The sequence below is a fragment of the Nostoc sp. NMS7 genome, assembly GCF_017115085.1.
Taxonomy (GTDB): Bacteria; Cyanobacteriota; Cyanobacteriia; order Cyanobacteriales; family Nostocaceae; genus Nostoc.
Genome location: NZ_JABXKJ010000231.1, coordinates 18,817 through 42,069, shown reverse-complemented (window position 1 = coordinate 42,069; position 23,253 = coordinate 18,817). Strand labels below are relative to the sequence as shown.

At 42.4% G+C, this 23,253-nt stretch carries 16 protein-coding genes; 7 read left to right on the top strand and 9 right to left on the bottom strand.

The window, feature by feature from the left end; all coding sequences use genetic code 11:
- Window positions 1-47 precede the first annotated feature (47 nt).
- Window positions 48-1,580: a DEAD/DEAH box helicase gene (locus HWQ38_RS29240; RefSeq protein ID WP_292801132.1), complete on the bottom strand. Its 1,533-nt coding sequence runs from the start codon at window positions 1,578-1,580 to the stop codon at window positions 48-50.
- Between the two features lie 231 nt (window positions 1,581-1,811).
- A complete protein-coding gene (gene rimO / locus HWQ38_RS29235) occupies window positions 1,812-3,131 on the bottom strand; it encodes a 30S ribosomal protein S12 methylthiotransferase RimO (protein WP_292800875.1) in 1,320 nt (439 codons plus the stop codon).
- A 759-nt stretch (window positions 3,132-3,890) separates the two neighbouring features.
- Here rimO and btpA point away from each other — a divergent pair.
- The 4 genes from btpA to HWQ38_RS29215 all read left to right on the top strand — a co-directional run bounded on the left by btpA (window position 3,891) and on the right by HWQ38_RS29215 (window position 9,493).
- Complete coding sequence (gene btpA, locus HWQ38_RS29230; protein ID WP_292801130.1) at window positions 3,891-4,739, top strand: photosystem I biogenesis protein BtpA; 849 nt, start codon at window positions 3,891-3,893, stop codon at window positions 4,737-4,739.
- A 139-nt stretch (window positions 4,740-4,878) separates the two neighbouring features.
- Window positions 4,879-5,865 (top strand): vitamin K epoxide reductase family protein, encoded by a 987-nt coding sequence (locus HWQ38_RS29225; protein WP_292800873.1) that lies wholly within the window; start codon window positions 4,879-4,881, stop codon window positions 5,863-5,865.
- A 365-nt stretch (window positions 5,866-6,230) separates the two neighbouring features.
- Window positions 6,231-8,432, top strand: coding sequence for a CHASE2 domain-containing protein (locus HWQ38_RS29220; protein ID WP_292800871.1), 2,202 nt, complete (start codon window positions 6,231-6,233; stop codon window positions 8,430-8,432).
- Between the two features lie 824 nt (window positions 8,433-9,256).
- Window positions 9,257-9,493: a hypothetical protein gene (locus HWQ38_RS29215; protein ID WP_292800869.1), complete on the top strand. Its 237-nt coding sequence runs from the start codon at window positions 9,257-9,259 to the stop codon at window positions 9,491-9,493.
- Window positions 9,494-9,515: 22 nt separating this feature from the next.
- Here the strand turns inward: HWQ38_RS29215 and nadB are convergent, their stop codons facing one another.
- The 3 genes from nadB to HWQ38_RS29200 form a co-directional block, all read right to left on the bottom strand.
- Window positions 9,516-11,198 carry an L-aspartate oxidase gene (gene nadB, locus HWQ38_RS29210; RefSeq protein WP_292800867.1) on the bottom strand — a complete coding sequence of 561 codons (1,683 nt, stop codon included), beginning with the start codon at window positions 11,196-11,198 and terminating at the stop codon, window positions 9,516-9,518.
- Between the two features lie 259 nt (window positions 11,199-11,457).
- Entirely contained in the window at window positions 11,458-11,886 is a 429-nt protein-coding gene (gene psbU, locus HWQ38_RS29205) for a photosystem II complex extrinsic protein PsbU (RefSeq protein WP_292800865.1), read from the bottom strand.
- Window positions 11,887-12,407: 521 nt separating this feature from the next.
- Window positions 12,408-13,187, bottom strand: coding sequence for a DUF3120 domain-containing protein (locus HWQ38_RS29200; protein ID WP_292800863.1), 780 nt, complete (start codon window positions 13,185-13,187; stop codon window positions 12,408-12,410).
- Between the two features lie 485 nt (window positions 13,188-13,672).
- Between HWQ38_RS29200 and HWQ38_RS29195 the strand changes: the two genes are divergently transcribed.
- From HWQ38_RS29195 to HWQ38_RS29185, 3 genes are all read left to right on the top strand, one after another.
- Complete coding sequence (locus HWQ38_RS29195) at window positions 13,673-14,497, top strand: undecaprenyl-diphosphate phosphatase (protein WP_292800862.1); 825 nt, start codon at window positions 13,673-13,675, stop codon at window positions 14,495-14,497.
- A gap of 90 nt (window positions 14,498-14,587) precedes the next feature.
- Window positions 14,588-15,928 carry a TIGR03279 family radical SAM protein gene (locus HWQ38_RS29190; protein ID WP_292801128.1) on the top strand — a complete coding sequence of 447 codons (1,341 nt, stop codon included), beginning with the start codon at window positions 14,588-14,590 and terminating at the stop codon, window positions 15,926-15,928.
- A 97-nt stretch (window positions 15,929-16,025) separates the two neighbouring features.
- Window positions 16,026-18,797, top strand: a complete 2,772-nt coding sequence (locus tag HWQ38_RS29185; RefSeq protein WP_292800861.1) for a family 10 glycosylhydrolase — start codon at window positions 16,026-16,028, stop codon at window positions 18,795-18,797.
- 335 nt (window positions 18,798-19,132) lie between these two features.
- On the opposite strand, the gene HWQ38_RS29180 is transcribed toward HWQ38_RS29185, so the two are convergent.
- The 4 genes from HWQ38_RS29180 to HWQ38_RS29165 all read right to left on the bottom strand — a co-directional run bounded on the left by HWQ38_RS29180 (window position 19,133) and on the right by HWQ38_RS29165 (window position 23,239).
- Complete coding sequence (locus HWQ38_RS29180; protein ID WP_292800860.1) at window positions 19,133-19,927, bottom strand: WecB/TagA/CpsF family glycosyltransferase; 795 nt, start codon at window positions 19,925-19,927, stop codon at window positions 19,133-19,135.
- Between the two features lie 41 nt (window positions 19,928-19,968).
- The gene (locus tag HWQ38_RS29175; protein ID WP_292800859.1) at window positions 19,969-21,171 is read right to left on the bottom strand and encodes a glycosyltransferase family 4 protein; all 1,203 of its coding nucleotides are present in this window, start codon (window positions 21,169-21,171) and stop codon (window positions 19,969-19,971) included.
- Between the two features lie 11 nt (window positions 21,172-21,182).
- Entirely contained in the window at window positions 21,183-22,076 is an 894-nt protein-coding gene (locus tag HWQ38_RS29170) for a glycosyltransferase family 2 protein (protein ID WP_292800857.1), read from the bottom strand.
- A gap of 146 nt (window positions 22,077-22,222) precedes the next feature.
- Window positions 22,223-23,239 carry a hypothetical protein gene (locus HWQ38_RS29165; protein ID WP_292800855.1) on the bottom strand — a complete coding sequence of 339 codons (1,017 nt, stop codon included), beginning with the start codon at window positions 23,237-23,239 and terminating at the stop codon, window positions 22,223-22,225.
- Window positions 23,240-23,253 lie beyond the last annotated feature (14 nt).

Genomic DNA, 23,253 nt, shown 5'->3' with positions numbered 1-23,253 from the left:
TAGCGTTCCGCAGGAAAGTCTAAAATCCAAAATTGATTAACTGTTGACTAAGAAGCTGATTCCCTAGCTGTAGGTGAACCTAGCTTTTTACTAGGCGATGCAGAAGACTCACGGCCACTTGTCCGCAGTTTGGGCTTGGGAGAAGCATGTCTTTCTTCATCTCCATTGCTGCTATCTGATTTCCACGCAGAACGAGGGCGATCGCTGGAAGATTCACGACGTTTGCCCACTCTTGGTTTAGGAGCGGAAGATTCCTCTTGGGGAATTTCCACGTCTGAGTTCAACCAAGCGGGACGAGTTTGATCGTAAGCGATTTGTAGTGCTGCTGCGGCGATCGCCTGAGCATCGTATTCTTCAATTAGCTCGCTAACAATCGGCAAGAATGAAGCCAAACGCTCACCTGTCAAAGCTTCTCGCACCAGTTCTTGCAATTTCAGAATGTGTTTTGCTTCAATCTGGGCGCGTGTGGGAATCGTCAACACTTGCCAATTTTGGCGGTTATGACGTTCAAATGTTTGCTGCTTGCGACGTTCAAATGGCTGTACTAAAGAAATTGCTGTTCCTTCTTTACCAGCACGACCAGTACGACCAATTCGATGGACGTAGGTTTCTGCACTATCGGGTAAGTCGTAGTTGATCACATGGGAGAGTTGATCGACATCTAACCCTCGTGCAGCAATATCAGTTGCTACCACCCAACGGACTTGACGGTTACGGAATCTGAGTAATAAGCGTTCCCGCGCTTGTTGGGACAAGTCACCGTGATATTCATCGACACTATGACCAGCAGATTGTAACTGACTGGTGAGTTCTGCGGCTGTGCGTCTGGTGCGGACAAAGATTAAAGCTGTTTCTGGATCTTCCATTTCCAGAATCGGCTGTAAAGCTTTGGCTTTTGTCCAGTGGCGGGGGATCAAGTAAGCTACCTGATTAATCTTGTTGGGAGAGGCTTTTGGCTGCTCAACGGTGACAGTTGCAGGCGATCGCAAGAACTTATTCACCAACATCCGAATCGATGGTGGCATTGTGGCTGAGAATAAAGCTGTTTGCCGATCTACGGGCGCTTGAGAGAGGATTTTCACCACATCATCAATAAAGCCCATGCTCAACATTTCATCAGCTTCATCTAACACAAACCACTTCACTTGATCGAGCTTTAAACAGCCGCGATCTAGCAAATCGATCACCCGTCCTGGGGTGCCCACTACCATGTGAACGCCGCGTCTGAGTTGTAACATTTGGCGGTCAATTGATTGACCACCGTAGATTGCTAACACCCGCAATCCTTCATCGCCGATGAACTGAGCGATCGCATCGTGAACTTGCATTGCTAATTCACGAGTTGGTGTTAAAACTATGGCTTGTACGGCTTTTTGATTAATATCTAGCCGCTCTAAAATTGGCAGTGAAAATGCTGCGGTTTTGCCTGTTCCAGTTTGAGATTGACCTACCACATCACGACCTGCTAGCAATTGGGGAATTGCTTGCACTTGAATGTTAGTCGGTTCAGTAAAACCGATTTTTTCTAGTTGTTCGACACGTTCTTGGGAAATGCCTAATTCTTGAAATGAAAGAGTCATTAATTCTCCTAAATTTTTTGTAAGGATTTTTGGATTAGTCATTAGTCATTAGTCATTGGCTATTAGTGAGCCAAGGGCGGTGGCGCAGCCTCAACTATTGGAGAGGCTATGCCAATGAGTCCGCCAGCGTTTCAGGTAAACCCTCATGAAAACTGCCATTGCAGCCTTGACCTCAGGATAAGGGTCAATCTGTAAGGGTCATTTAACAAAAGACAAAGGACAAATGACAATTTAGTTATTGACTACTTGACCATAGAGGTCGTATGTATCAGCGTGGTGAATCGCTATTGGTACGATGGTTCCTAACTTTGCCTGACCTTTGACATACACCAGGCCATCAACCTCTGGGGAAAATCTACCTGAACGACCGATTAATTCACCACTTTCAGGATTTTCTTGCTCAATCAGGACATCAACGATTTTGCCTACTTCCTGTTGATTTTTCTTTTGGGAAATCGGTTGCTGGATTTCCATAAGTTGGTATCGGCGCTCGTCCATCACCAATTCCGGCAACTGATTTGGTAACTTGTAAGCTGGGGTTCCTTCCTCAGAGGAAAAGGTGAAGACACCAACATGATCGAATTCATGCCGTTGAACAAACTCTAGTAGATGCTCAAAATGCTCGCTTGTTTCTCCTGGGAAACCAACAATAAATGTTGTCCGCAATACGGCTGTTGGTAGCGCCGTTTTGATGCGATCTATAATCCCATCATTTACGCGTCCTTGCCAAGGACGATTCATAGCGCGGAGGATCTCTGGATGAGAATGTTGCAAGGGCAAATCCAGGTAAGGCAAGACATTGGGTGTTTCTTGAATCGCCGCGATCACATCTGGGGTCAGTCCCGTGGGATAAGCGTAATGCATTCTGATCCACGGTATATCTACTTTCCCCAAAGCGCGAAGTAATTCGGCTAATTTTGGCTGACCGTAAATATCTAGACCGTAATTAGTGGTGATTTGGGAAATGAGAATAATTTCCTTTACCCCTTGACTAACTAACTGCTCCGCTTCGGCGACTATAGATTCAATAGTACGCGATCGCTGGTTCCCTCGAAGATGAGGAATTATACAAAATGCACAACGATAATCACAACCTTCGGCAACCCGCAGGTAAGCTACGCCCTCGGTTGTAGTGCGATAGCGCGGTGTAGTTTCGTCGGCAATGTAGGTTGGCTCAATACTAACCTCTTTGACCCGCTCACCTTGTTCTACACGCTCAATTACATTTACAATTTTGTGATAATCCCCAGTCCCCACTACGGCTACTGCTTCGGGCAACTCCTCCAAAAGTTGTTCTTGGAAGTGTTGCGCCATACAGCCAGTGATGACGATTTTTTTGTTTGCCTCTGCCAGTTCTACCAAAGTTCTGACAGATTCAAGTCTCGCTGCTTCAATAAAACTACATGTATTAACAATAACGTAATCTGCTAACTCTTCGTTTGTATCTACACCGTAGCCTGCTTCTACGAGCATTCCGAGCATGTGTTCTGTATCAATTCGATTTTTCTCGCAGCCCAGGTGAGAAATGGCAATTGTTGGCTTGTCACCCATATTTTAAAAATATCTTCATTTTTTTTCTTCTAGTCAAAAATTCCGGCGCTAACTTTGCTTTTTTGCTATCAGCATCCTCATGAAAACAGTACAGTGGCAAATTCCCACTGTCACCAACTGTCAGTGGATTTATGACCCTATCAATAATAAAAATAGAGGTCATGTTATGATATTTTTATCAATCTGTTCCCCAGGGTAAATTGAAGTGTCTTTGGGTACATTTGACACTTGTAATGTTTTTTAACAGTTCGCCTATTGGTATTTTACATTACCGCAGCGTGTGCGTTGTTAACCTACCCATCGGGAAGCCGCCCAAAGGGCTTGTTGTGAGAAGTCGCTACCCTCAGGGAAATCGACGAAAGCGACTACGCCTATAAAGCAGTAATGCTACCCTGGCGATTGGCAAGTCCTACGACTGTGCGCGGACCTGACGCCTAAACCACGGAAAGCTGCCTTGCGTCTAGTGAGTGGCAAGAACTCCTCTTGTAGCCAAGTTTTATCTTAACATATCTTATGGGAGGTTTCACGCCAATTTCTATCTGAGGAAGAAGCTAGTAAACCGACTATCACAAAACACATTTGACTATTTAATGAAAAGTCAAGAGTCAAGGGTCAAGAGGAGCCAGTCACGTGCGGGGTTTCCCCCGTTGAAGAGCCACCCCCGTTTGGAGGTTCCCGACATTCAGGGGAGTGGCATTGAACTGGCGTTCAATAGTCAAAAAATTCTGGACTCTGGACTCCGCGAGGCGGATTAAAGACGTGGACTTATATCAAATATTTAAAATTCGCTCACCAATTATTGGCGTGGTTCACCTGCTACCACTGCCTACCTCACCACGTTGGGGAGGTAGCCTAAAAGCGGTGATTGACCGTGCCGAACAAGAAGCCGCAGCCCTGGCAAGTGGAGGGGTTGATGGTCTGATTGTAGAGAATTTTTTCGACGCGCCCTTTACTAAAAACCAAGTTGATCCAGTGGTTGTGAGTGCTATGACCATTGTGGTGCAGAGGATACAGAATTTGGTTACTTTGCCTATAGGCTTAAATGTTTTGCGAAATGATGCCAAAAGTGCAATGGCGATCGCTAACTGTGTACAGGCACAATTTATCCGCGTCAACGTTCTCACAGGGGTAATGGCAACCGATCAAGGATTAATTGAGGGAGAAGCCCATCAATTACTCCGCTATCGTCGGGAGTTAGGCTGCGATGTTAAAATCCTCGCCGATGTGTTAGTGAAGCACGCCCGTCCTTTGAGTTCTCCAAATCTCACAGTGGCCGTCAAAGACACCATTGAAAGGGGTTTAGCAGACGGAGTTATTTTGTCTGGTTGGGCTACTGGTAGCCCTCCTAACTTAGAAGATTTAGAACTAGCTTGTGGTGCAGCAAATGGCACACCAGTCTTCATCGGTAGTGGGGCTAATTGGGAAAATATTGATACATTGATGCAGGCAGCAGATGGTGTAATAGTTTCCAGTTCCCTGAAACGTCACGGACGCATAGAGCAACCAATTGACCCAATTCGCGTCAGTCAATTTGTGGAAGCCGCGCGTCGCAATTGGAACTCCAAAGGTGAAAGCAAATCAGCAGAACAAGTGAAGTTACATTCTTAAATGGGGCATGGGGCATGGGGCATGGGAAGAAATAACCAATACTTAATACCTAATACTCAATGCCCAATACCCAATACCTAATACTCAATGCCCAATGCCCAATGCCCAATGCCCAATGCCCATTCCCTAATAAATATTTATGATTCGCCGCCGTTCTACTCCTTGGATTCATAAATGGTCACGTCCATTGATTGCCGCGATCGCTGGATGTGGTGCCCTGACAACAGCTTATCTCACTATAGAAAAGTTAACAGGAGGCAGTGCAGCTTGTGTGGCACAGGATGGTGTCAAGGGCTGTAATGATGTCCTTTCCAGTCCTTGGGCAACAGTTTTTGGCGAGCCATTGGCTTTGTTTGGGTTTTTGGCATACACCAGTATGGTGATATTTGCTTTGGCTCCCTTGGTATTCAACTCAGTCGAAAACAATCGCCGCAAACAATTGGAAAATTGGACGTGGTTGCTGCTGCTGGGCGGTGCGATCGCTATGTCTGTCTTTAGCGGCTACTTAATGTACGTGCTGGCATCTCAAATTAAAGCTATTTGTCCTTACTGTATCGGTTCAGCTTTATTCTCCCTCAGTCTTTTGGTACTGACGATTATCGGTCGAACTTGGGAAGATATTGGCCAAATCTTCTTTACCGCCATTATTGTGGGGATGGTGACGCTGATTGCTACTTTAGGCATCTATGCTGGCGTGAATAAATCAGATGTTACAGCTGGTGGAACTCCTGGACAACCCGTGAACATTTCCTTTACTCCCAAGGAAAACCCTAACCCAGCCTTCGGTTGGGAAGTTACCACTACTTCTGGTGAGGCAGAAATAGCCTTAGCACGCCAGCTGGCGAAGGTAGGCGCGAAAGAATACACTGCTTACTGGTGTCCTCACTGCCATGAACAAAAGCTGCTTTTTGGTAAAGAAGCTGAGGAAATAATCAACAATGATATTAAGGTAGAGTGCGCTGCTGATGGACTCAAAGCTCAACCAGAACTGTGTAAAGCCGCAAAAATTGAAGGCTTCCCCACTTGGATCATCAATGGTAAAAGCTATAGCGGAGTCCAAAGCTTAGAGGAACTAGCGAAAATTTCTGGTTACACAGGCTCTCGTAACTTCAAGTATTTCAAGTAATTGACTTGAGTCAGCCTCAGTGTCGGTTTTCAATGAATTGGTCAGCCTACACCGAGCTACCCCCAGCCAACTGGATGAATACAGCTAAGTCTGTTTCCAGTTGGCTTTTTTGTTTTTTGCAATAGATAATAGGTATTGCAAAATATGCAATTACCAATTTTCCTACAGCTAGCTTTTATCTGCAAATATCTCAAGGGTCAGGAAATTAATTAAATATATTTGGCCTCAATATATATATGATAATAGATCACAAATACCACGATGCCTTGAAGAATCTTGCCGAGTGGAAAGAACTCTTAAAAACTCTATTTAGCTCCGGCTTGAGCTATTTTAGCCTGATAGTTAATAGCTATAGGAAATAGAGAATGAATCAGCAGCTAGGCAAGCGTTTTGTGAAGTTAATCTTGAGATTGCAATCGCTTAGTCGAGGACACAGAGAATTCATGACTGCAACGCTGGTGGCAGTCTGCGTCGTGCTTTTGCACTTCACCGGATTATTGCAATCTTTGGAATTGGCAGCTTTGGATCAATTTTTTCGTTTACGTCCAGATGAATCACCAGAACAGCGGATTACGATCGTAGCGATTGATGAAACCTCTATAAACGCAGTCGGTTCGTGGCCGATTCCAGATACGAACATTGCCCAGTTGTTGCAAAAATTAAACGTCCACAAACCCCGTGCTATTGGCTTAGATATCTACAGAGATTTGCCAGGAAAGCCTGGGAATCAACAACTGCCTAATGCTTATAAGTCAATGCCCAACTTGATTGGTATTGAACTCCTAGCAAAGGACAAAAATAAAAATTTTAATGTTTCGCCTCCACTGGGACTGAATCAGGATCAAGTAGGCTTTAACAACGTGCTATATGATCTTGATGGTAAAGTACGTCGCAGTTTGTTGTATTGGCACGTTGATAATCAGGTACACGAAAGTTTTGCCCTGAAATTGAGTTTATTGTATTTAAAGTCAGAAGATATTACTCCCACCAAAGCAAAAAGTAACCCTGAGTATTTGCAATTAGGTAAGGCAGCATTTACTCGTTTTGAGGCTAATGATGGTGCTTATGTCAGAGCTGATGCTGGAGGCTACCAAATTTTGACCAATTTTCCCAAACCCAAATGTCAAAGTTCATCTGGAGAATTTTGTCATTTTAGCCAGGTATCGATGAAAGATGTACTGGCTAATAAAGTCAAAGAAAACTTAATCAAAGATCGGATTATACTCATTGGCTCCACTGCACCCAGTCTTCAAGATTTTGTATTCATTCCTTATTCCAGCAGTCTAATGGGTACGGCAAAGCCTGTACCTGGTATTCAACTGCAAGCTTATTTTATTAGTGAATTAATCTCTGCTGCTCTGCAAGGACGATCATTACTCAAAGTCTGGCCTGACTTAGTGGAATACTTGTGGATTTTTATCTGGTCTTATCTGGGAGCTGTGACCACATGGCGGATACGATACACAATTATAAGCCTGCTCAGTATCCTAGTTTCTTGTTTTGGATTAACCCTGAGTGCGTACCTTGCTTTCTTGTCTGGTTGGTGGATACCGCTCATTCCCTCACTGGTTAGCTTTGGCAGTTCAGCTATTTTGATCACCAGTCATATTGCCCATAGCCAGCAAGAGTCGAAACGTTCCAAAGAATTTTTGCATGATGTAATCAATACGATTCCTGATCCAATTTTTGTGAAAAATCAACAACACCAATGGATTGTTTTAAATCAGGCGTATTGTGAATTTATTGGTTATCCAAATGAGTTATTAATTGAAAAGTCAGACTATGACTTTTTCTCTAAAGATGAAGCTGATGTGTTTCGACAACAGGATGAGGTTGTTTTTCGGACTCAGCAACCCCAGGAACACGAAGAAGAATTTACAAATGCCGATGGTCAGACTTATCAAATTGCCACTAAGCGATCGCTCCACAAAGACGCAGCTGGCAATTTGTTTTTAGTTGGGGTCATCCGAGATATTACTCAGCGCAAGCTCAATGAGCAACATCTCAAGCGTACTGCTGATGAACTATTCCGCTCTAACAATGAATTAAAACTTAAACAAGACCACTTGCGTTATTTGGCATATCACGATCCCCTAACAGGTTTATCCAATCGTAAATTTTTTGCCGAACAACTTTACGAATCGTTACATTGGGCACAACAGTACAACTTGTTGCTGGGACTGCTGTTTATTGATCTAGATGGCTTTAAGCAGATTAATGATACTCTAGGGCACGAGATGGGCGATCGCTTGCTAATCACTATCGCTGAACGACTCAGCAACTCTTTACGCGCTAGTGATACAGTTTCTCGTTTGGGTGGCGATGAATTTACTGTGATTTTACGGGCAATTCCTAATGTTCAAACAGCTGCTAAAGTCGCCAAAAAAATTTTAAGCAGCATTAACAAGCCAATTCTTTTGGACGGCGATACAATCCAAGTCTCTGCCAGTATTGGCATTAGTATCTACCCAGACAACAGTCAAGACAGTGAAACTTTGATGGAACAAGCAGATGCAGCAATGTACCGTGCCAAGCGCCTGGGTAAAAATCGCTACGAGTTTGCTTAATTAGACAAGAGTCAAGCCTCCAAATTGTTTTCACTTTAGCCAATATTTTTACCTTCAAATTAGGAATGAGGTGGCTTTTTAGGCAAGATGGAGAGTTAGCACAATACGGTTCGGTTAAGGTACATAGGCACTTATTAATCCCCCTTAAAAAGCAGGGTGGTTTCATACAAGCAGAGAAAAATCAAAACTGGGTTTCAAAGCCGGGAGAGGTTTGGAGAGGGGCTGTTCTTGTTAGGTCTGTATTGCACTCAACTGAGAAACGCTATAGTCATCAGAGGTAATGAGAAAACTAACTTAATTTACTAAGTATTTTTACTTTAAAAAAATCTACTTGTACTTACTACTCTAATTACGGTATTTCATAGTTCCATAGTTTGTAAAATCCTTATAATCTCGCAATTTCGTTGCTTTATCTTATGTATCTTTACTGTAATTAAATCTTAACTAGCTCAGAAAATAAGTATTATTTGATATTTTTCTCAGCCTGATTATTCACTAAATATAGTGTTTTTACTTACGAGCCTTCAGAGATTATAAGATAGTAGTAAGAAATAGTAACTTAGGCACAATGCTTACAGTAACTTATCAGCATATCTAACTTTAGACTGATGTAAAAGTAGGATATTAATAATGATACTTAAGCATAAAGATTGTTTATTACTAGCAGATTAACGTTGATCTACAAGTACACACCACTATTACTTGTAGACTACCAGCAAAGGTTTAATAAAGTTGAAATTTCTTTGCCAAAAAAGCCAGTAAATATACGTTGTGAAATAAAAACTACACTTCTCAATAAAACACTAGTAAATTTACTGAAAGCTATGAAAACTAAGTTCCAAATCACAAAGTTTATGATATTCTGTATAGGTGCTTACATACTAATATCAGAAATTGCCGCTTGCCCAGGTATGTTGAGTATTGCAAGTGCTAATGCTTTTAGCGCTACTAAGAGTAATATCTTAATCACCGGCAAAGTCAATTCTCAAAATTTAAAAGAGATATATATCGCACCAAATTATGGTGGCCCCGACAGTCAGCATGGTAGCGGCACACGCTAATTAGCTGTTCGGCAAACTTCAATCAAGGCAATAGTAATAGTGGAGATTTCCACCAATGATCTGTTTGTACAAGTGTGTGGACTTGCCAATTTGGGTCTGGTTGAGGATAATCTAAACGGTAGTGTCCGCCTCGGCTTTCGGTTCTAAAAGCAGCACTTTTGAGAATTAAATCAGCCACATCTAATAAATTGCGGGTTTCTGCCCAAAGTCCCAATTGCCGTTCAACATTTGGTAGGTCAAAAGTAGCTGGTTCTGCGGGACGTAAAGCAAGCAAGAATTGACTTAAAGGCAATCGGGCGAAATCTTGTTGCCAAGATTCAATAGTAGCGATCGCAGTTTCCAACTTTGATTGCTCCCGACAAATACCAGCATTTTCCCACACTAGACGCGGTAACTTCTCCCTGAGTGCTTCTAGCTGTGCTTGCTGGATTTGCCACTGACTACCATCAGCACTAAATTTGCGTAATGGCAGCACTGGTGTTTCTGACGGCAGCCCAATATTTTCCAACTCAATATTAGCCATCTGCGCCCCAAAGACAATACATTCCAGCAGGGAATTACTGGCAAGGCGATTTGCCCCATGCACGCCGGTACTAGCGGTTTCACCCACCGCGTACAAACTCTTGATATTGGTGCGATTCATCAGATCGGCGACAATTCCACCCATCCAGTAATGGGCAGCCGGCGCCACAGGAATTGGTTCATGGAAGACATCAACGCCCCAATGCTGACAAACTTTGATGATGTTAGGAAAGCGGTGACGAATCTTGTCGGCGGGGATGGGGCGCATATCCAACCACACATGGGCAGTCGCCAGATCAACGGCGGTACGTTGTAAATGGCTGAAAATTGCTCTACTGACCACATCTCTGGGTGCTAGTTCACCTGCCGGGTGGTAGTCAAAGGCAAAACGCCGCCCTTCATTATCGACAAGGTGTGCCCCCTCGCCACGTACAGCTTCGCTAATCAGAAAGCGATCGGCACCAGGTTTAGTCAAGGCAGTAGGGTGAAATTGCACAAATTCCAAATCGCGGAGGATAGCGCCGATACGAGCTGCGATCGCAACCCCATCACCCGTACTCACAGCCGGGTTAGTAGTTTGGGCAAATACCTGACCACCGCCGCCGGTTGCCAATACCACAGCACCAGCTTTTACCCAGGTGATTTTACCTTGATAAAATAGGCTAATTCCCTGACAGCGATTGCTTTCCGGTTCAATCCACAAACTCAAAGCCAAAGCTTGCTGAATGACTTGAATATTCGGGCGACGTAATACTTGGTTGGTGAGGGTGGTGATAACTTCCCTCCCTGTGGTGTCGGCGGCGTGGAGAACGCGGTTGCGAGAATGGGCAGCTTCTAAAGTTAAAGCCAAAGCTTGGCCATGACGGTCAAAAGCTACCCCCAAGTTAACTAGCGATTGAATGCAGTTAGGGGCAAGTTCGGCGAGAAATTCTACGGCAGTGCGATCGCATAAACCTGCACCTGCCCGGATCGTATCTTCAATGTGCAGCGTGGGAGAATCTTCTGGGGCAACAGCTGCGGCAATGCCACCTTGCGCCCAATCACTGGCGGACAAAGCAACAGTTTCTTTGGTAATCAAGCCGACTCGCAAGGATTCTGGCAGACATAGCGCTGTGTATAGTCCAGCAGCACCAGCGCCGACTACTAAGACATCAAATTGGCTAGGAATATCTATCTGAGGCAAGGTAAAAGCACAGGGGAGAGTGAGAAGTATAGGAGTAAGAAGTTAGGAGTGAAAAATTAGGAATTTTGAATTTTCAACTCATAACTCCTAACTCCTAACTTATAATCGTGTCCCACTGCCTAGAATCAGGAGTGGGCTGCTATTTGCTACATTACAGCAGATTTTCATGTATTTGAACCACATCTGTCGTCGGGGCACAGCAATGCTGTGCCCCTACCCCCGTCGTCTATTTACCTGAAAATAGCTGTAACTGCAACAGTTATCTGTAGATGCCGTTGTTAAAGCGATCGTCTCCCTCGTTGAAGGCAGGCTCTAGTTCTGTCACGGTGAATTTATCGAAGTTGGCTTCCAGGGTTTGTTTTTGGCCATCGCTCAATCCGGGAAGATCCAATACATCCTCTACCTTTTGGTAGGGAGCATTTGTGATGATTTTCTTAGCCAGGGTGGGATAAAGCCCTGGATACTGTTGAAAAGCTCGGACGTTGGTATTATTCAAATCAATTTTTTTACCAAATTCCGTTCCTAGTTTAGCGTCTGCCCGATTCTGCCGCTCAATTGCCAAAACTGGGACTTGCGGAAAAGCAAAACTGTTGAAACTAGCAGCTTGGGCTATCTGAGTTGTTCCCAACCATCCCCAGCAACTAAGTAGCAAACTAAACACTGTTAATAAACGCGCTAATCTTTTCACGATTTTTCTACCTCTTTCCATCAAACAGAAATAAAAGTTTTAAGCTAACAGCCGTCAGCAGTCATTAGTCATTAGTCAGAGCGCCAAAGACAAAGGACAAACACAGAAGTCTGTAGCAACCCGCAGGGTGCGCTGGTTTTTGGCGTACAGAACTTCCAAGACAAAACCTGATAGCTTAATCAACACAGCAGTCATCAAAAACTAATATACAGCGTATTAATATCCACAATATTTGCCGTTACTGGGTTTGACTGTACTTTTGCGAAAAATTTTCATCGGGGTAAGAGTGCCTGCATACCTGCAATAGCGTTGCATCCATGATTCTGGTAGGATTAAGAGCTACACGAAACCTTTTCGGATTGGCTGATTCTGGCGATTTATAATACCAAAAACCCGATCAAAAAATACTTGATGGTGATGAACTGTTATGTAATATTTCTTAACTAATTAATCATTCTTGATGTGCAGTAGACTGGGCTGGAAAAAGTTTCGGTTTTGATATTACACAATTTTTTAATATTTTAGGCGGCGATCGCAGCTAACAAAAATAGGCTGTCTACCAAAATTGTGCTTAAAACAGCGCCACTAAAGGCATACCAGTGTCTTTGATTTCGACCTAAAGGGGAAATTCCGATTGTTAAGAGCAGTAAGGCGAGAATTATCGCCCAACTTTGTCCCCAAGGCGTTTGTACTTGGATCAGGGCATTTTTTAAGATTTGTGGTGCTACATCTGCATCTACTCTCATAATTTGCCGCCAATAGGGCATCAAATCTACTATATAAAAATATACATCTGTTAAAACTGTACCGAGTAAAGAACCTAAATAAAACCAGTTACCCACCTTACCCCAATTCTTCGCCAAACACCAGCAAGCAAACGGTAAACCGATCAACTCTACTGGCAGATGCCATAAAGGTTCCCAACGCAACCAGCCCCAGTAAATCGCTCCGGCTAACCAACTCCAGCTAAATCCTAAGAGCAAATCCCCCCAGACGTAAGTTGCAGGACGTGACATTAAGCGAAAACTTAGCCACACCCAAAATGCCGTCAGCCCTAAACTTAGACTTGGTAGCGATCGCACTATTGGCGCTTCTATAAATACTGGTACTGTTACCAAAAACACCGCCGCCGCAAACACTAACCAAGTTTGCCTCTTAGAAATAGATAAAGTGACAGAGGGAGAAGAAGAGAGTGTAGATTCCAATTGCCTGATACCCTTCTGCCCAGTATCAGCTAAATCAAACTCGGTATCAATAGAAGGGGTAGAAGCTGTGTAGCAGGACAGTGTATTATTAATCAAAGTTTTTAATATTTGTTACTAAACTTTATCTTATTTGAAGATATCACACTTTCAAATCCCCCCCAGGGGTATTTTAATTATACTGAAATTTTCGGGGAGCGCTGGCGCAAACCAAACGAAACATTGTGGTACAGACTAATCCATTCAAGTTGCACTAAGTACAGAACATCACAAAAAGGGTATGGAATCACCCCATAGCTTTGTAGTGCCTTGTAAAGGGTACTACAGAGAGGTAAGCATAAATTTAACGGTTAAAAAGTGAACTGGCATTAGTCCGCCAAATATTAAAGTTTGATGAATTGCCAAAATTGCGTTGACTTATTGACATGAGTGTAAGAACATGGCCAGCGTCTTCAATGATGTTATTGATCAGTAAAATGGAATTTTCTCCAAGATTGGGTGCAGCAAAGAGTATATAAAGTAACATCATCAGCTAAAGAATCTTCATAATCACGTCTAGAACCGGAAAAAGGTATTAATTGCATATGGAGTTTATCCAAGCTTTTATTTTGGGTATTGTTCAAGGGATTACAGAGTTTTTGCCAATCAGCAGCACTGCACATCTTCTGATTGTGACAAAGATATTTGGTTGGAAAGAATTAGGTTCTAAAGATTTTGTTGATGCAATTCAATTTGGCAGTGTGATCGCAATTTTGGGGTATTTTTGGTCACTAATTTATAGTATTGTCAAAGGTGGAATCGAAGCACTAAAAGACAAAGACTGGAAACGTGAGGAGTGGAAAATTCTTGTCGGTATTGTAGTAGGAACACTGCCTGCTTTAATTTTCGGCTTTCTGTTGAAAGACGTTTTACCGGAGAGTGCATTAATTATTGCCATTATGTCAATCATCATGGCACTTGTATTAGGTTTGGCAGAAAAAATTGGCACTCGCAAGCGAGGTTTTGAGTCATTGCAGATTCGGGATGGGATTTTAGTAGGATTGGGACAAACACTTGCTTTGATTCCGGGCGTTTCTCGTTCAGGCTCGACGTTGACAACTGCCTTATTTTTAGGATTAGAACGCGATACAGCCGCGAAATTCTCATTTTTGTTAGGCTTTCCAACTCTTACGATTGCGACGCTGTATAAAAGTTTGAAAATATTCAAGTTGTTTCAAGCCCACCAGTTGCCAGATAACATTGTTGGACTGTTAATTGTCGGGATTATTTCAACCTTTATTTTTTCCTACCTATCAATTGCATTCTTGATCAAGTATTTACAAACCAAAAACACTTTAGTTTTTGTTTGGTATAGATTAGCATTCGGTAGTTCTATCTTACTAGCGATCGCAGCAGGTTGGAAAGGATAATAGTTATTAGTCATTAGTCATTTGTCATTTGTCCAAAGCAAATGACTAATGCCCAATGCCCCATGCCCAATGCCCCATGCCCCATATCCAATGACTACAATTCATCCTGCCCGAATTACCAAGGTTCTTCCCGACTCAATAGCCGCAGAGATTGGCTTTGAAGCCGGGGATGCGATCGTTGCAATCAATGGTACACATCCCCGTGATTTAATTGATTATCAGTTTTTGTGTGCTGATGAAGTTTTGGAATTAGAAGTTTTAGACGCTGCTGGTAAAACTCATAGTCTGGAAATCGAAAAAGATTACGATCAAGACTTAGGGCTAGAATTTGAAACTGCCTTATTTGATGGCTTAATTCAATGCAATAACCGTTGCCCATTTTGCTTTATCGATCAACAGCCACCAGGTAAGCGCACCAGTTTGTATTTAAAAGACGACGATTACCGTCTGAGCTTTTTGTACGGCTCTTATCTTACCCTGACGAATCTATTAGAAAAAGAATGGGGGCGGATTGAGCAAATGCGCTTGTCTCCATTGTATGTTTCTGTTCACGCCACCGAACCCGAAGTCAGAATTAGACTGCTAAAAAATCCGCGTGCAGGACAAATCTTGCAACAACTCAAGTGGTTTCAAGAAAGGCGGCTACAAATTCATGCTCAAGTGGTTGTTTGTCCTAGTATAAATGATGGCAAACATCTGGAACAAACACTCAAAGATTTAGCGTCCTTTCATACTGGTGAAGTGCCTGCGGTGGCATCGGTGGCAGTTGTGCCAGTTGGGTTGACACGGTTTCGGCCTCCAGAAGATGAACTCACACCCGTAACTAGAGAAAAAGCCCAAGAAGTGATTTCTCAAGTGCAAATGCTCTCGCGGCAATTTCGCCAACAATTCGGTTCTAGCGTTGTTTGGTTAGCCGATGAGTGGTTTTTGATTGCAGGTGAGGAATTACCCAGCGAATCTGAATATGAAGAATATCCCCAAATTGATAACGGAGTTGGTTCGATTCAATTATTTATCAAGCAATTTGCTACCGTTGCGGCAGAATTACTACCGTCAAAAGTTTATCCTGAGAGGAAATTGACTTGGGTAGTGGGCAACGCCGTAGAAAAAGCATTTCAACCAATTTTGAAACGCTTAAATTTGGTTGAAGGTTTAGAAGTCAATATGCGTGCTTTATGTAGTGATTATTGGGGGCAGACTATCAGTGTAACGGGATTATTAACTGGTCATGATTTGCTTTTAAATTTACAAGGTGAAGATTTAGGTGATGGGATTTTGCTACCGAATGTCATGTTAAAAAATGGTGAATTAGTGTTTTTAGATGATATGAGTATTGAGGAATTAGCTGGGAAACTAAATACAAAAATTTTTCCAGTAGCAGGAGTTGAAGATTTAATCAAAACATCTATTTTAAATTCTGTTCAGGTTTAGTTATCAAAGATCAGTTGTTTCTCGGAGGTAATTTGTTGTGATGGTGGATGATAAATAAGAAGTAATGCCTAATAAATAATCCACCAAGGAGTCAGGAGTGAAGTATCAGGAAAAGTATCATAAAAACGTAAATTCACAAATAAAAAAAGCTGGATTATTTATTTTAAGTTTGAATTTTTTAATTTTAAATAGTTTTAGTATTTTGCCAGTCAGGGCGGCGACTGAAGAACCTGCATTGAGCGTAGTGTATGGCCAAGAAAATGCAAATCAATGGACAGGGATAAGCGATCGCTTACAGGCAATCGGGGTGAAATATTGTGTAATTCCCCTAAATGATGTCAAGAGTACGGCAGATTGGGGCGATCGCCGGATATTATTTTTGCCAAATGTGGAGACATTAACGCCAACCCAAGCGATCGCCCTAGAAGAATGGATGAGTAATGGAGGGCGGTTGATTGCCAGTGGACCTGTAGGTAATCTGTCATCGCCAGGAGTGCGCCAGTTATTGCGATCGCTTTTGGGAGGTTATTGGGGATTCAGCCTCAGTGATATAGAACAGATTAAACCCGCAAAAACCAATATCCCAGAATGGGCGAATCAAACTCAACTCTTTGGCAAAGTACGCGGCGGCGTGATGATTCCTAATGATATGGGCACTGAATCTCCTGCTGTTTGGAATTCCAAAGATAATCCTGCCGCAGTAGTGACAACTGAGCGTTCCACCCTTTTGGGCTGGCGCTGGGGAACAGATGCAGTCTCAGCCGCCGAGTTAGATAATGCCTGGTTAAAAGCTGCTCTCAATCATTATTTGACAGCGCCACCGCTATCGGATCGCATGAAAAAAGTACCAGGAGGTTCCCAAAACTGCTCTACAACGGTGGCGGCTGTACCAGGAGGGGGGCAGAGAGGCAGTTTATCCCCGTCATCTTCTCCTCCTAAAACTGCCACTGCTCCCATACCTAGACCACTGACTATAGTCAAACCTCCAACTTCTCAGGAGGCTATAGGCCAATTGGAACAAGCGGTGCGTCTGGATGTTGCACCTAATTCTAATCAGCCGATTGATAATAACGAAGCGATCGCACTCCAGCAAGAGCTAGAAAATCTCATTGGTCGGGTGGAAAGTGCTAATTTAGCAGTGTCAGCCGATGCGGCTAATCAAGGCGTTGGGATATCTGAGCAAAAGCAGTCCTCTAGGCATCTGGACACCTACACCCCTGAATCTGTCAAGCAGCAGCCGATGCAATTGGCCTCAACTAAATTGGGGGGGCTAGTCAGAAGTAAAGACCAAACCTTGGCACAAGTAAGGGTAATTGCCAAAAACTTACCCATATTGATTGCCCAAAAAAACTACGCTCTGGCTCGTCAGCAGTGGCTAGTAGCGAAGACGATTTTGTGGCAGCAGTTTCCTGTTGATCGGAGGCTGGCTCAACCAGAAATTCGGGCAGTTTGGTTAGATCGGGGGACGATTGTTCGTGCTGGTAGCAAAGCGGGACTAGCCCAGATTTTTGATCGCCTAGCCCAAGCTGGGATTAATACCGTCTTCTTTGAAACTGTTAACGCTGGCTATACCATTTATCCCAGCCAAGTCGCAAAAGAGCAAAACCCATTAATTCGTGGGTGGGACCCACTGGCAGAAGCAGTGAAATTAGCCCATGAGCGCGACATGGAATTACACGCTTGGGTTTGGACTTTTGCTGCTGGCAACCAACGGCACAATGAAATTATCAACGCTAATCTTAATTATCCAGGGCCAGTACTGGCGGCTCATCCCGATTGGGCAAACTACGATAACCTGGGTAACATGATTCCTGTTGGGCAGACTAAGCCATTCTTCGATCCAGCCAACCCCGAAGTGCGGCAGTATTTGCTCAAGCTGTACGATGAAATTGTCACTCGCTATAACGTCGATGGTCTACAGTTAGACTACATTCGCTACCCCTTTCAAGATCCATCAGCCGGTCGAACCTACGGCTATGGCAAAGCTGCAAGAGCGCAGTTTCAGCAACTTACTGGTGTAGATCCAATAAATATTTCCCCTAGCCAACCAGAACTCTGGCAAAAGTGGACGACATTTCGCACCGAGCAAATTGATAGCTTTGTCGCCCAAGTTTCACAGCAGTTGCGACAAAAACGACCAAATTTGATTTTGTCGGTTGCAGTATTTCCTCTGCCAGAACTAGAGCGGATTCAGAAAATTCAACAAAACTGGGAAGTTTGGGCAAGGCGGGGAGATGTAGATTTAATCGTTCCGATGACTTATGCTCTGGATACTTCTAGCTTCCAACGACTAGCCCAACCCTGGATCGCCTCTAAACAATTGGGAGCTATATTGTTAGTGCCGGGAATTCGCTTACTTTCTTTGCCAACAGTTGGAGCATTGGATCAACTCCAGTTGGTAAGGGACTTGCCAGTTAGTGGTTACGCACTCTTTGCCGCAGAGAATTTTAACAACGAGCTACAAAAACTTTTTATTAACACCCAAGGTAGGGTTCAATCCCCAACAACTGAACCCATTCCTCACCGCCAGCCTTTTCAATCTGCCGCCATCCGTTACACCGCGCTGCAACGGGAATGGAAGTTTGTTTTCCAAAATGACCAACTACAAAGACCTGCTCAGACAATATCAGATTTTAACAACCAGGCAGAAGTTTTACGCAGTGCTTTAAATCAGCTTGCTGCTTCTCCTTCTCCTAGTAAGTTATTAGTGGCCAGAGGCTCTCTAACTCGGTTCCAGTCTCAATTTCGGGTATTGATGAGCCAAGAGCTTAAGTCAAATTCCTATCAAGTCAAAGTTTGGGAAAATCGGCTTGTAACTATAGAAAGGCTATTGCGTTACGGCGAACGGCGGGTGCAGCTGCATCCTTAGTACAGAACACCAGGACTTACGCAAATAATAGCCGAAACCCTATTTTCAGCTAGGGACAATACCCTGCAGAAAGCTAAACTGGAGTTTGGACTAAAAGCTCAGGCTCAGAAAAAAGTACTTAGCGAATTAGAGATAAAAAATAGACAATAGTACTGAACTGAAGACTAAAGTGTTTAAAGAAAAGCAACCAGTAGTAATACTGACTGCTCTCGAGTCTGGGTGCCCGCACTACGTGCCGCTACGCGAACACCCGTCCCCTATTTAGGGCGGGCTTTCCGGCCCACGCCACAAGATGGATAATTTATTTCTTGTCAGTCCCTAACCCTACAAACTTGTTAAATCTTGTAGTTATTATTCTTTTTTTGTTGACTTTGGATACTCCAAATTTCTCGTAAAAATAATGTGCCAACAAACCAAGGCTCAACTAAGTAACGTCTCCAAAGTCTTTTAGGTTCAGAAAACAAGCGATACAACCATTCCAAGCCCAGCTTTCCCATCCAGCGAGGAGGAGTAGGTATTGCTCCTGCTACATAGTCCATGCAGGCTCCACTAGTCAAAATAGTGTTGGTATGAATATGTTCAAGATTTTCGGAAATCCAATACTCTTGACGTGGCATACCCATCCCCACCATTAATACATGAGGTTTGTAAGCATTAATTGCAGCCAGAGTAGCGAGATTTTCTTGACTATCTTTATCCCTGTCAATATAGCCATGAGCGCAAACAATCTGTAAACCAGGAAATCTCTGGCGCAAAATACTTGCTCCTTGTTCAGCAATTCCTGGCTTTGAACCTAAATAAAATACACGCCAGCCTTTATTAGCTGCTTCCGCCATCAGAGGCCATATCCAGTCAGCATAGGTTACTCTTTGTTCTCGTTTCATTGGGAAACCTAACAGCTTTCCAATAAACACTAAAGGCATACCATCAATATGGGTATATTCTGCCTTGGCATAAAAAGATTGCATTTTTGGAGCATTATGAAAGAGATAAAGACTATGCAAGTTGTGATTAGCAATAATCCATTTCTTATTCTTACCAATACATTCTTCAATCAATAAATTTAAGTCGAGAATAGAGAGTGCATCGACTTGAGTACCAAGAAGTTTGTAAGATGAAGTCCGGGTCATAAATGTTTTTCGGATTAAATTGTGTGAGGAAAGGCTTAATATTACTGAGTAGGCGATCGCTGTTTTTTCAATATTTGTTCAGCACCTTCAACTAAGTTCTGTACCCTAGCAGCCCAACTGTGATGATTTACTATCTCAATGCAAGCCAATTTTCCCATTTCTGGCAGTGCTTCTCTTTTCTGATAAGCTTCTAATAAGGTACGTTTTAAATCATTTTTATCACCTGGTTTAAATAGGAAACCTGTTTTGCGATCGCAAATCAACCGTTTAGCATCTTCAAAAGCTGACGCGATGACTGGTTTAGCCATTGCCATGTATTCATAAAGTTTCATAGGTGAGAGATACATCTTTCCCATTTGGAGTTGAACTTGCCCAGAGTAAGCAACATCAAATCCAGCGATATACTGAGGTACTTCTTGCCAAGAAACTCGACCGATAAACGCTACATAAGGTGAAATACCTAATTCTTGACTCTGCTTTTCCCAAGCAGATTTCATTGCACCATCGCCTACTACTACCAGCGAAATATCTAAGCCTTCAGATCGTAATTCAAATATTGTTTCTAGTAATAAGTCTAAACCAGCCCAAGCATATAAACTACCTACAAAACCTATAGTAAAACCTAAAAATATTCGCTTTGGGATATGTAGCTTAGGATTAATAAAATCAATATCAACTCCGTTTGGTATCAAGACAATTTTTTCACTTGGAATCCCAAAATCCCGCACTAAAATTTCTTTTAAAGTTTCACTAACACAGGCTAAAACATCGCATTTTTGATATGCTCTGATTTCCATCCATTGAGCTAATCTATCCAGTACCAATGCTTTTCGTTCTGCCTTTGCTTCATAAAAAAGTAATGCTTCAGCTTGCAAAATCCAAGGTATTCCCTGACGTTGGAATATCCAGCCCATACATTGCAAAGTCGCAGCGTACTCATACACCCAATCAACTTGATTTTTAAGTTCTTGGTAGCTTGTCCACGAGTTAATGACACCAAGTCCGAGACGCATAAAATCTACTGCTAAGGTGTAGAAAAATCCTTTACTGATTAATTCACCAGAACCATTTGCCGACCATTTTTTTGGAACTTTATCTCCCACAATAAATGTTTCAATTTTCCACTCAAGTATTTTAAACCCCTTCAGGATTCCTAAAATTCGGGAACGGGGGCCAGACATCTCTGCATCAGCATGTGTTGAAATCCGAGGTGCTGCCGCTAAAAAACCAAGACGTCGCTGCATTTTGGAACTCCTTAAGGTTGCGAACTACTTTGTGGAATTTCTTCTGCAAATGTGGGAGATGCAGCCAAGTTTTTGTAACCAATAATGGCTCGGAGATAAGGTAAACACCAATAAATTACCCAGAAAAACCCGGAGTGCCGACGACAGAATTCAGTCCAAGGTTTGAGCGGAAATGCTTTGACTTGAATTACCTTTCTTAAGCGTTCTAAAACAGATAATTTTGTATCTACCCAACTGTTGCGGATTGAGTTTTTACCACAGGTTCCGACATATCCAGGTATAACCCATATCGAGCAACCATTCTTTCTTGCTCTCAAACCATAATCTAGGTCTCCTAAACTGTGGATAAATGCTGCATCAAGATTCCCTACTTTCTTTACAACTGCACGAGGAATTAGCACGCAGTTACCAAACATCGTGTCACATTCTTGAAAAACCTGAGTTGAACCTAAAAATTCATATTTATTAGAGTACCATTTGCGAGATTTAACTGCACCGCCGTATGAAGCTTCTCTTGTTATTGAATCTTGAGTTGTACCAACTAATATTGAATTTTCTCGGACAGATTCTAATAATTGTTGATGAAGCGTCAATAGGCGTTCCAGGGTGTTTGATTCTAGTATTGTGTCGTCATTCAACCAGAGATAATAGTCATAATCTTTTTGCATTGCTTCAGCAAAGGCTAGTCTCATTCCTCCCACCCAGAATAGATTCCCGTTGCCTTGAAGAATCTGGACTTGTGGATAAAAAACTTTTACTGCCTTTGAAGTACCGTCAGAACTTCCATCATCGGTTAAGTAAACATCAAAAGACTTTGTTTGTTGAGCTAACGCACGCAGACAACTCAGAGTTGTCTCACGCCTATTAAAACAAGTCATTATTACTGCTAATTGTGGCTGCTTCATAGAGTATTTTTATGATGTTAATTTAATGTTTTTAAACAAAAATTAAAGGATCATTTCGTTTTTGCAATTCTTCTTCATCTGACGCATTTACTATTAATTAATGCGTTCTTCCCTCAATGCAATGTAGGGTTGCCTTTATCTTTCATTTAAAAGTTGGCAATTTTTTCTATCCAATTACTTACTTGACTATTCAATTTAAACACGCGTAGCTTTTGTTCTATTTTTCTCACAGTCAACATATATCGGTGCATCACTGATATGCGCGGCATCTTATGTCTGACAACTCCTTCGCATAACCATTGATATTTATCTGAACTTCGATTAAAGTTTTTTAAGCGTTGAATTTGTGCATTCCAATCATTATAGAAAAACAAATTGAAATAATGTATCGACACTATGTCATCCCAAGCTTTAAGTTGTGATTCTTTAGATAAGCGATTGTGTAAAGGTAATGGATAACTATAAGCAGAAGAAAAATGAGAAATATTTTCTTCCAGCGAGCATAAAGTTACAGATAAGACTGACTGTTCCACAAAATACATCCCTTGAGGAGGGGTAATATTCATACGCATTACCTTCTCAAAGTTTTCTTTCCAGGCAGTAAATATACCTATACTCCTTCTTACAGCAACCAAACCAGAATTCCAATAAGCTCTGATTTTTTTATTACCAATTGGTGTCTCAACAAATACCTCACGCTTTACCCCCAGCACTTCATATAGTTTTTGCCAGTACCATTCTTGAGGGTCTCGCAGACCTGTAGAACCAATTCCTTGACCATACTCAGGACGTATGCGAACGTTACAATTTACTGGTAATAAAAATTCCTTTGGCTCAGAAAAAAAGCATTTGTCACTATCTAAAAAAACTAATATTTCTGCATCGATATTTTGCTCTGCATAGGCACAAACCAGGGGTTTATTGGCTAAATAATATTCATGAAATTCTCGATTTATAGGAACTTGTTGATGAGTCACCTGCAACGCTTCAAAAGCATCTTGGGTTTGCTTTGATATTGGTTCACCTACTCTAGGATGAAAACTATATATAGGTGTATTTTTCAATTGGCCGCAGAACTTACGGATACTTTGTGCAAGCATCAAAGATTGACCTTCTAAACGACCAGGTTCTGTACAAATTATAAAAGCTATAGGTATTGACATATTATGAAGTATTT

Coding starts and splice junctions, on each gene's coding strand:
- HWQ38_RS29240 (WP_292801132.1), bottom strand. CDS start 1,580: ATGACTCTTTCATTTCAAGAATTAGGCATTTCCCAAGAACGTGTCGAA.
- rimO (WP_292800875.1), bottom strand. CDS start 3,131: ATGGGTGACAAGCCAACAATTGCCATTTCTCACCTGGGCTGCGAGAAA.
- HWQ38_RS29225 (WP_292800873.1), top strand. CDS start 4,879: ATGATTCGCCGCCGTTCTACTCCTTGGATTCATAAATGGTCACGTCCA.
- HWQ38_RS29220 (WP_292800871.1), top strand. CDS start 6,231: ATGAATCAGCAGCTAGGCAAGCGTTTTGTGAAGTTAATCTTGAGATTG.
- HWQ38_RS29215 (WP_292800869.1), top strand. CDS start 9,257: ATGAAAACTAAGTTCCAAATCACAAAGTTTATGATATTCTGTATAGGT.
- HWQ38_RS29195 (WP_292800862.1), top strand. CDS start 13,673: ATGGAGTTTATCCAAGCTTTTATTTTGGGTATTGTTCAAGGGATTACA.
- HWQ38_RS29190 (WP_292801128.1), top strand. CDS start 14,588: ATGACTACAATTCATCCTGCCCGAATTACCAAGGTTCTTCCCGACTCA.
- HWQ38_RS29180 (WP_292800860.1), bottom strand. CDS start 19,927: ATGACCCGGACTTCATCTTACAAACTTCTTGGTACTCAAGTCGATGCA.
- HWQ38_RS29175 (WP_292800859.1), bottom strand. CDS start 21,171: ATGCAGCGACGTCTTGGTTTTTTAGCGGCAGCACCTCGGATTTCAACA.
- HWQ38_RS29170 (WP_292800857.1), bottom strand. CDS start 22,076: ATGAAGCAGCCACAATTAGCAGTAATAATGACTTGTTTTAATAGGCGT.
- HWQ38_RS29165 (WP_292800855.1), bottom strand. CDS start 23,239: ATGTCAATACCTATAGCTTTTATAATTTGTACAGAACCTGGTCGTTTA.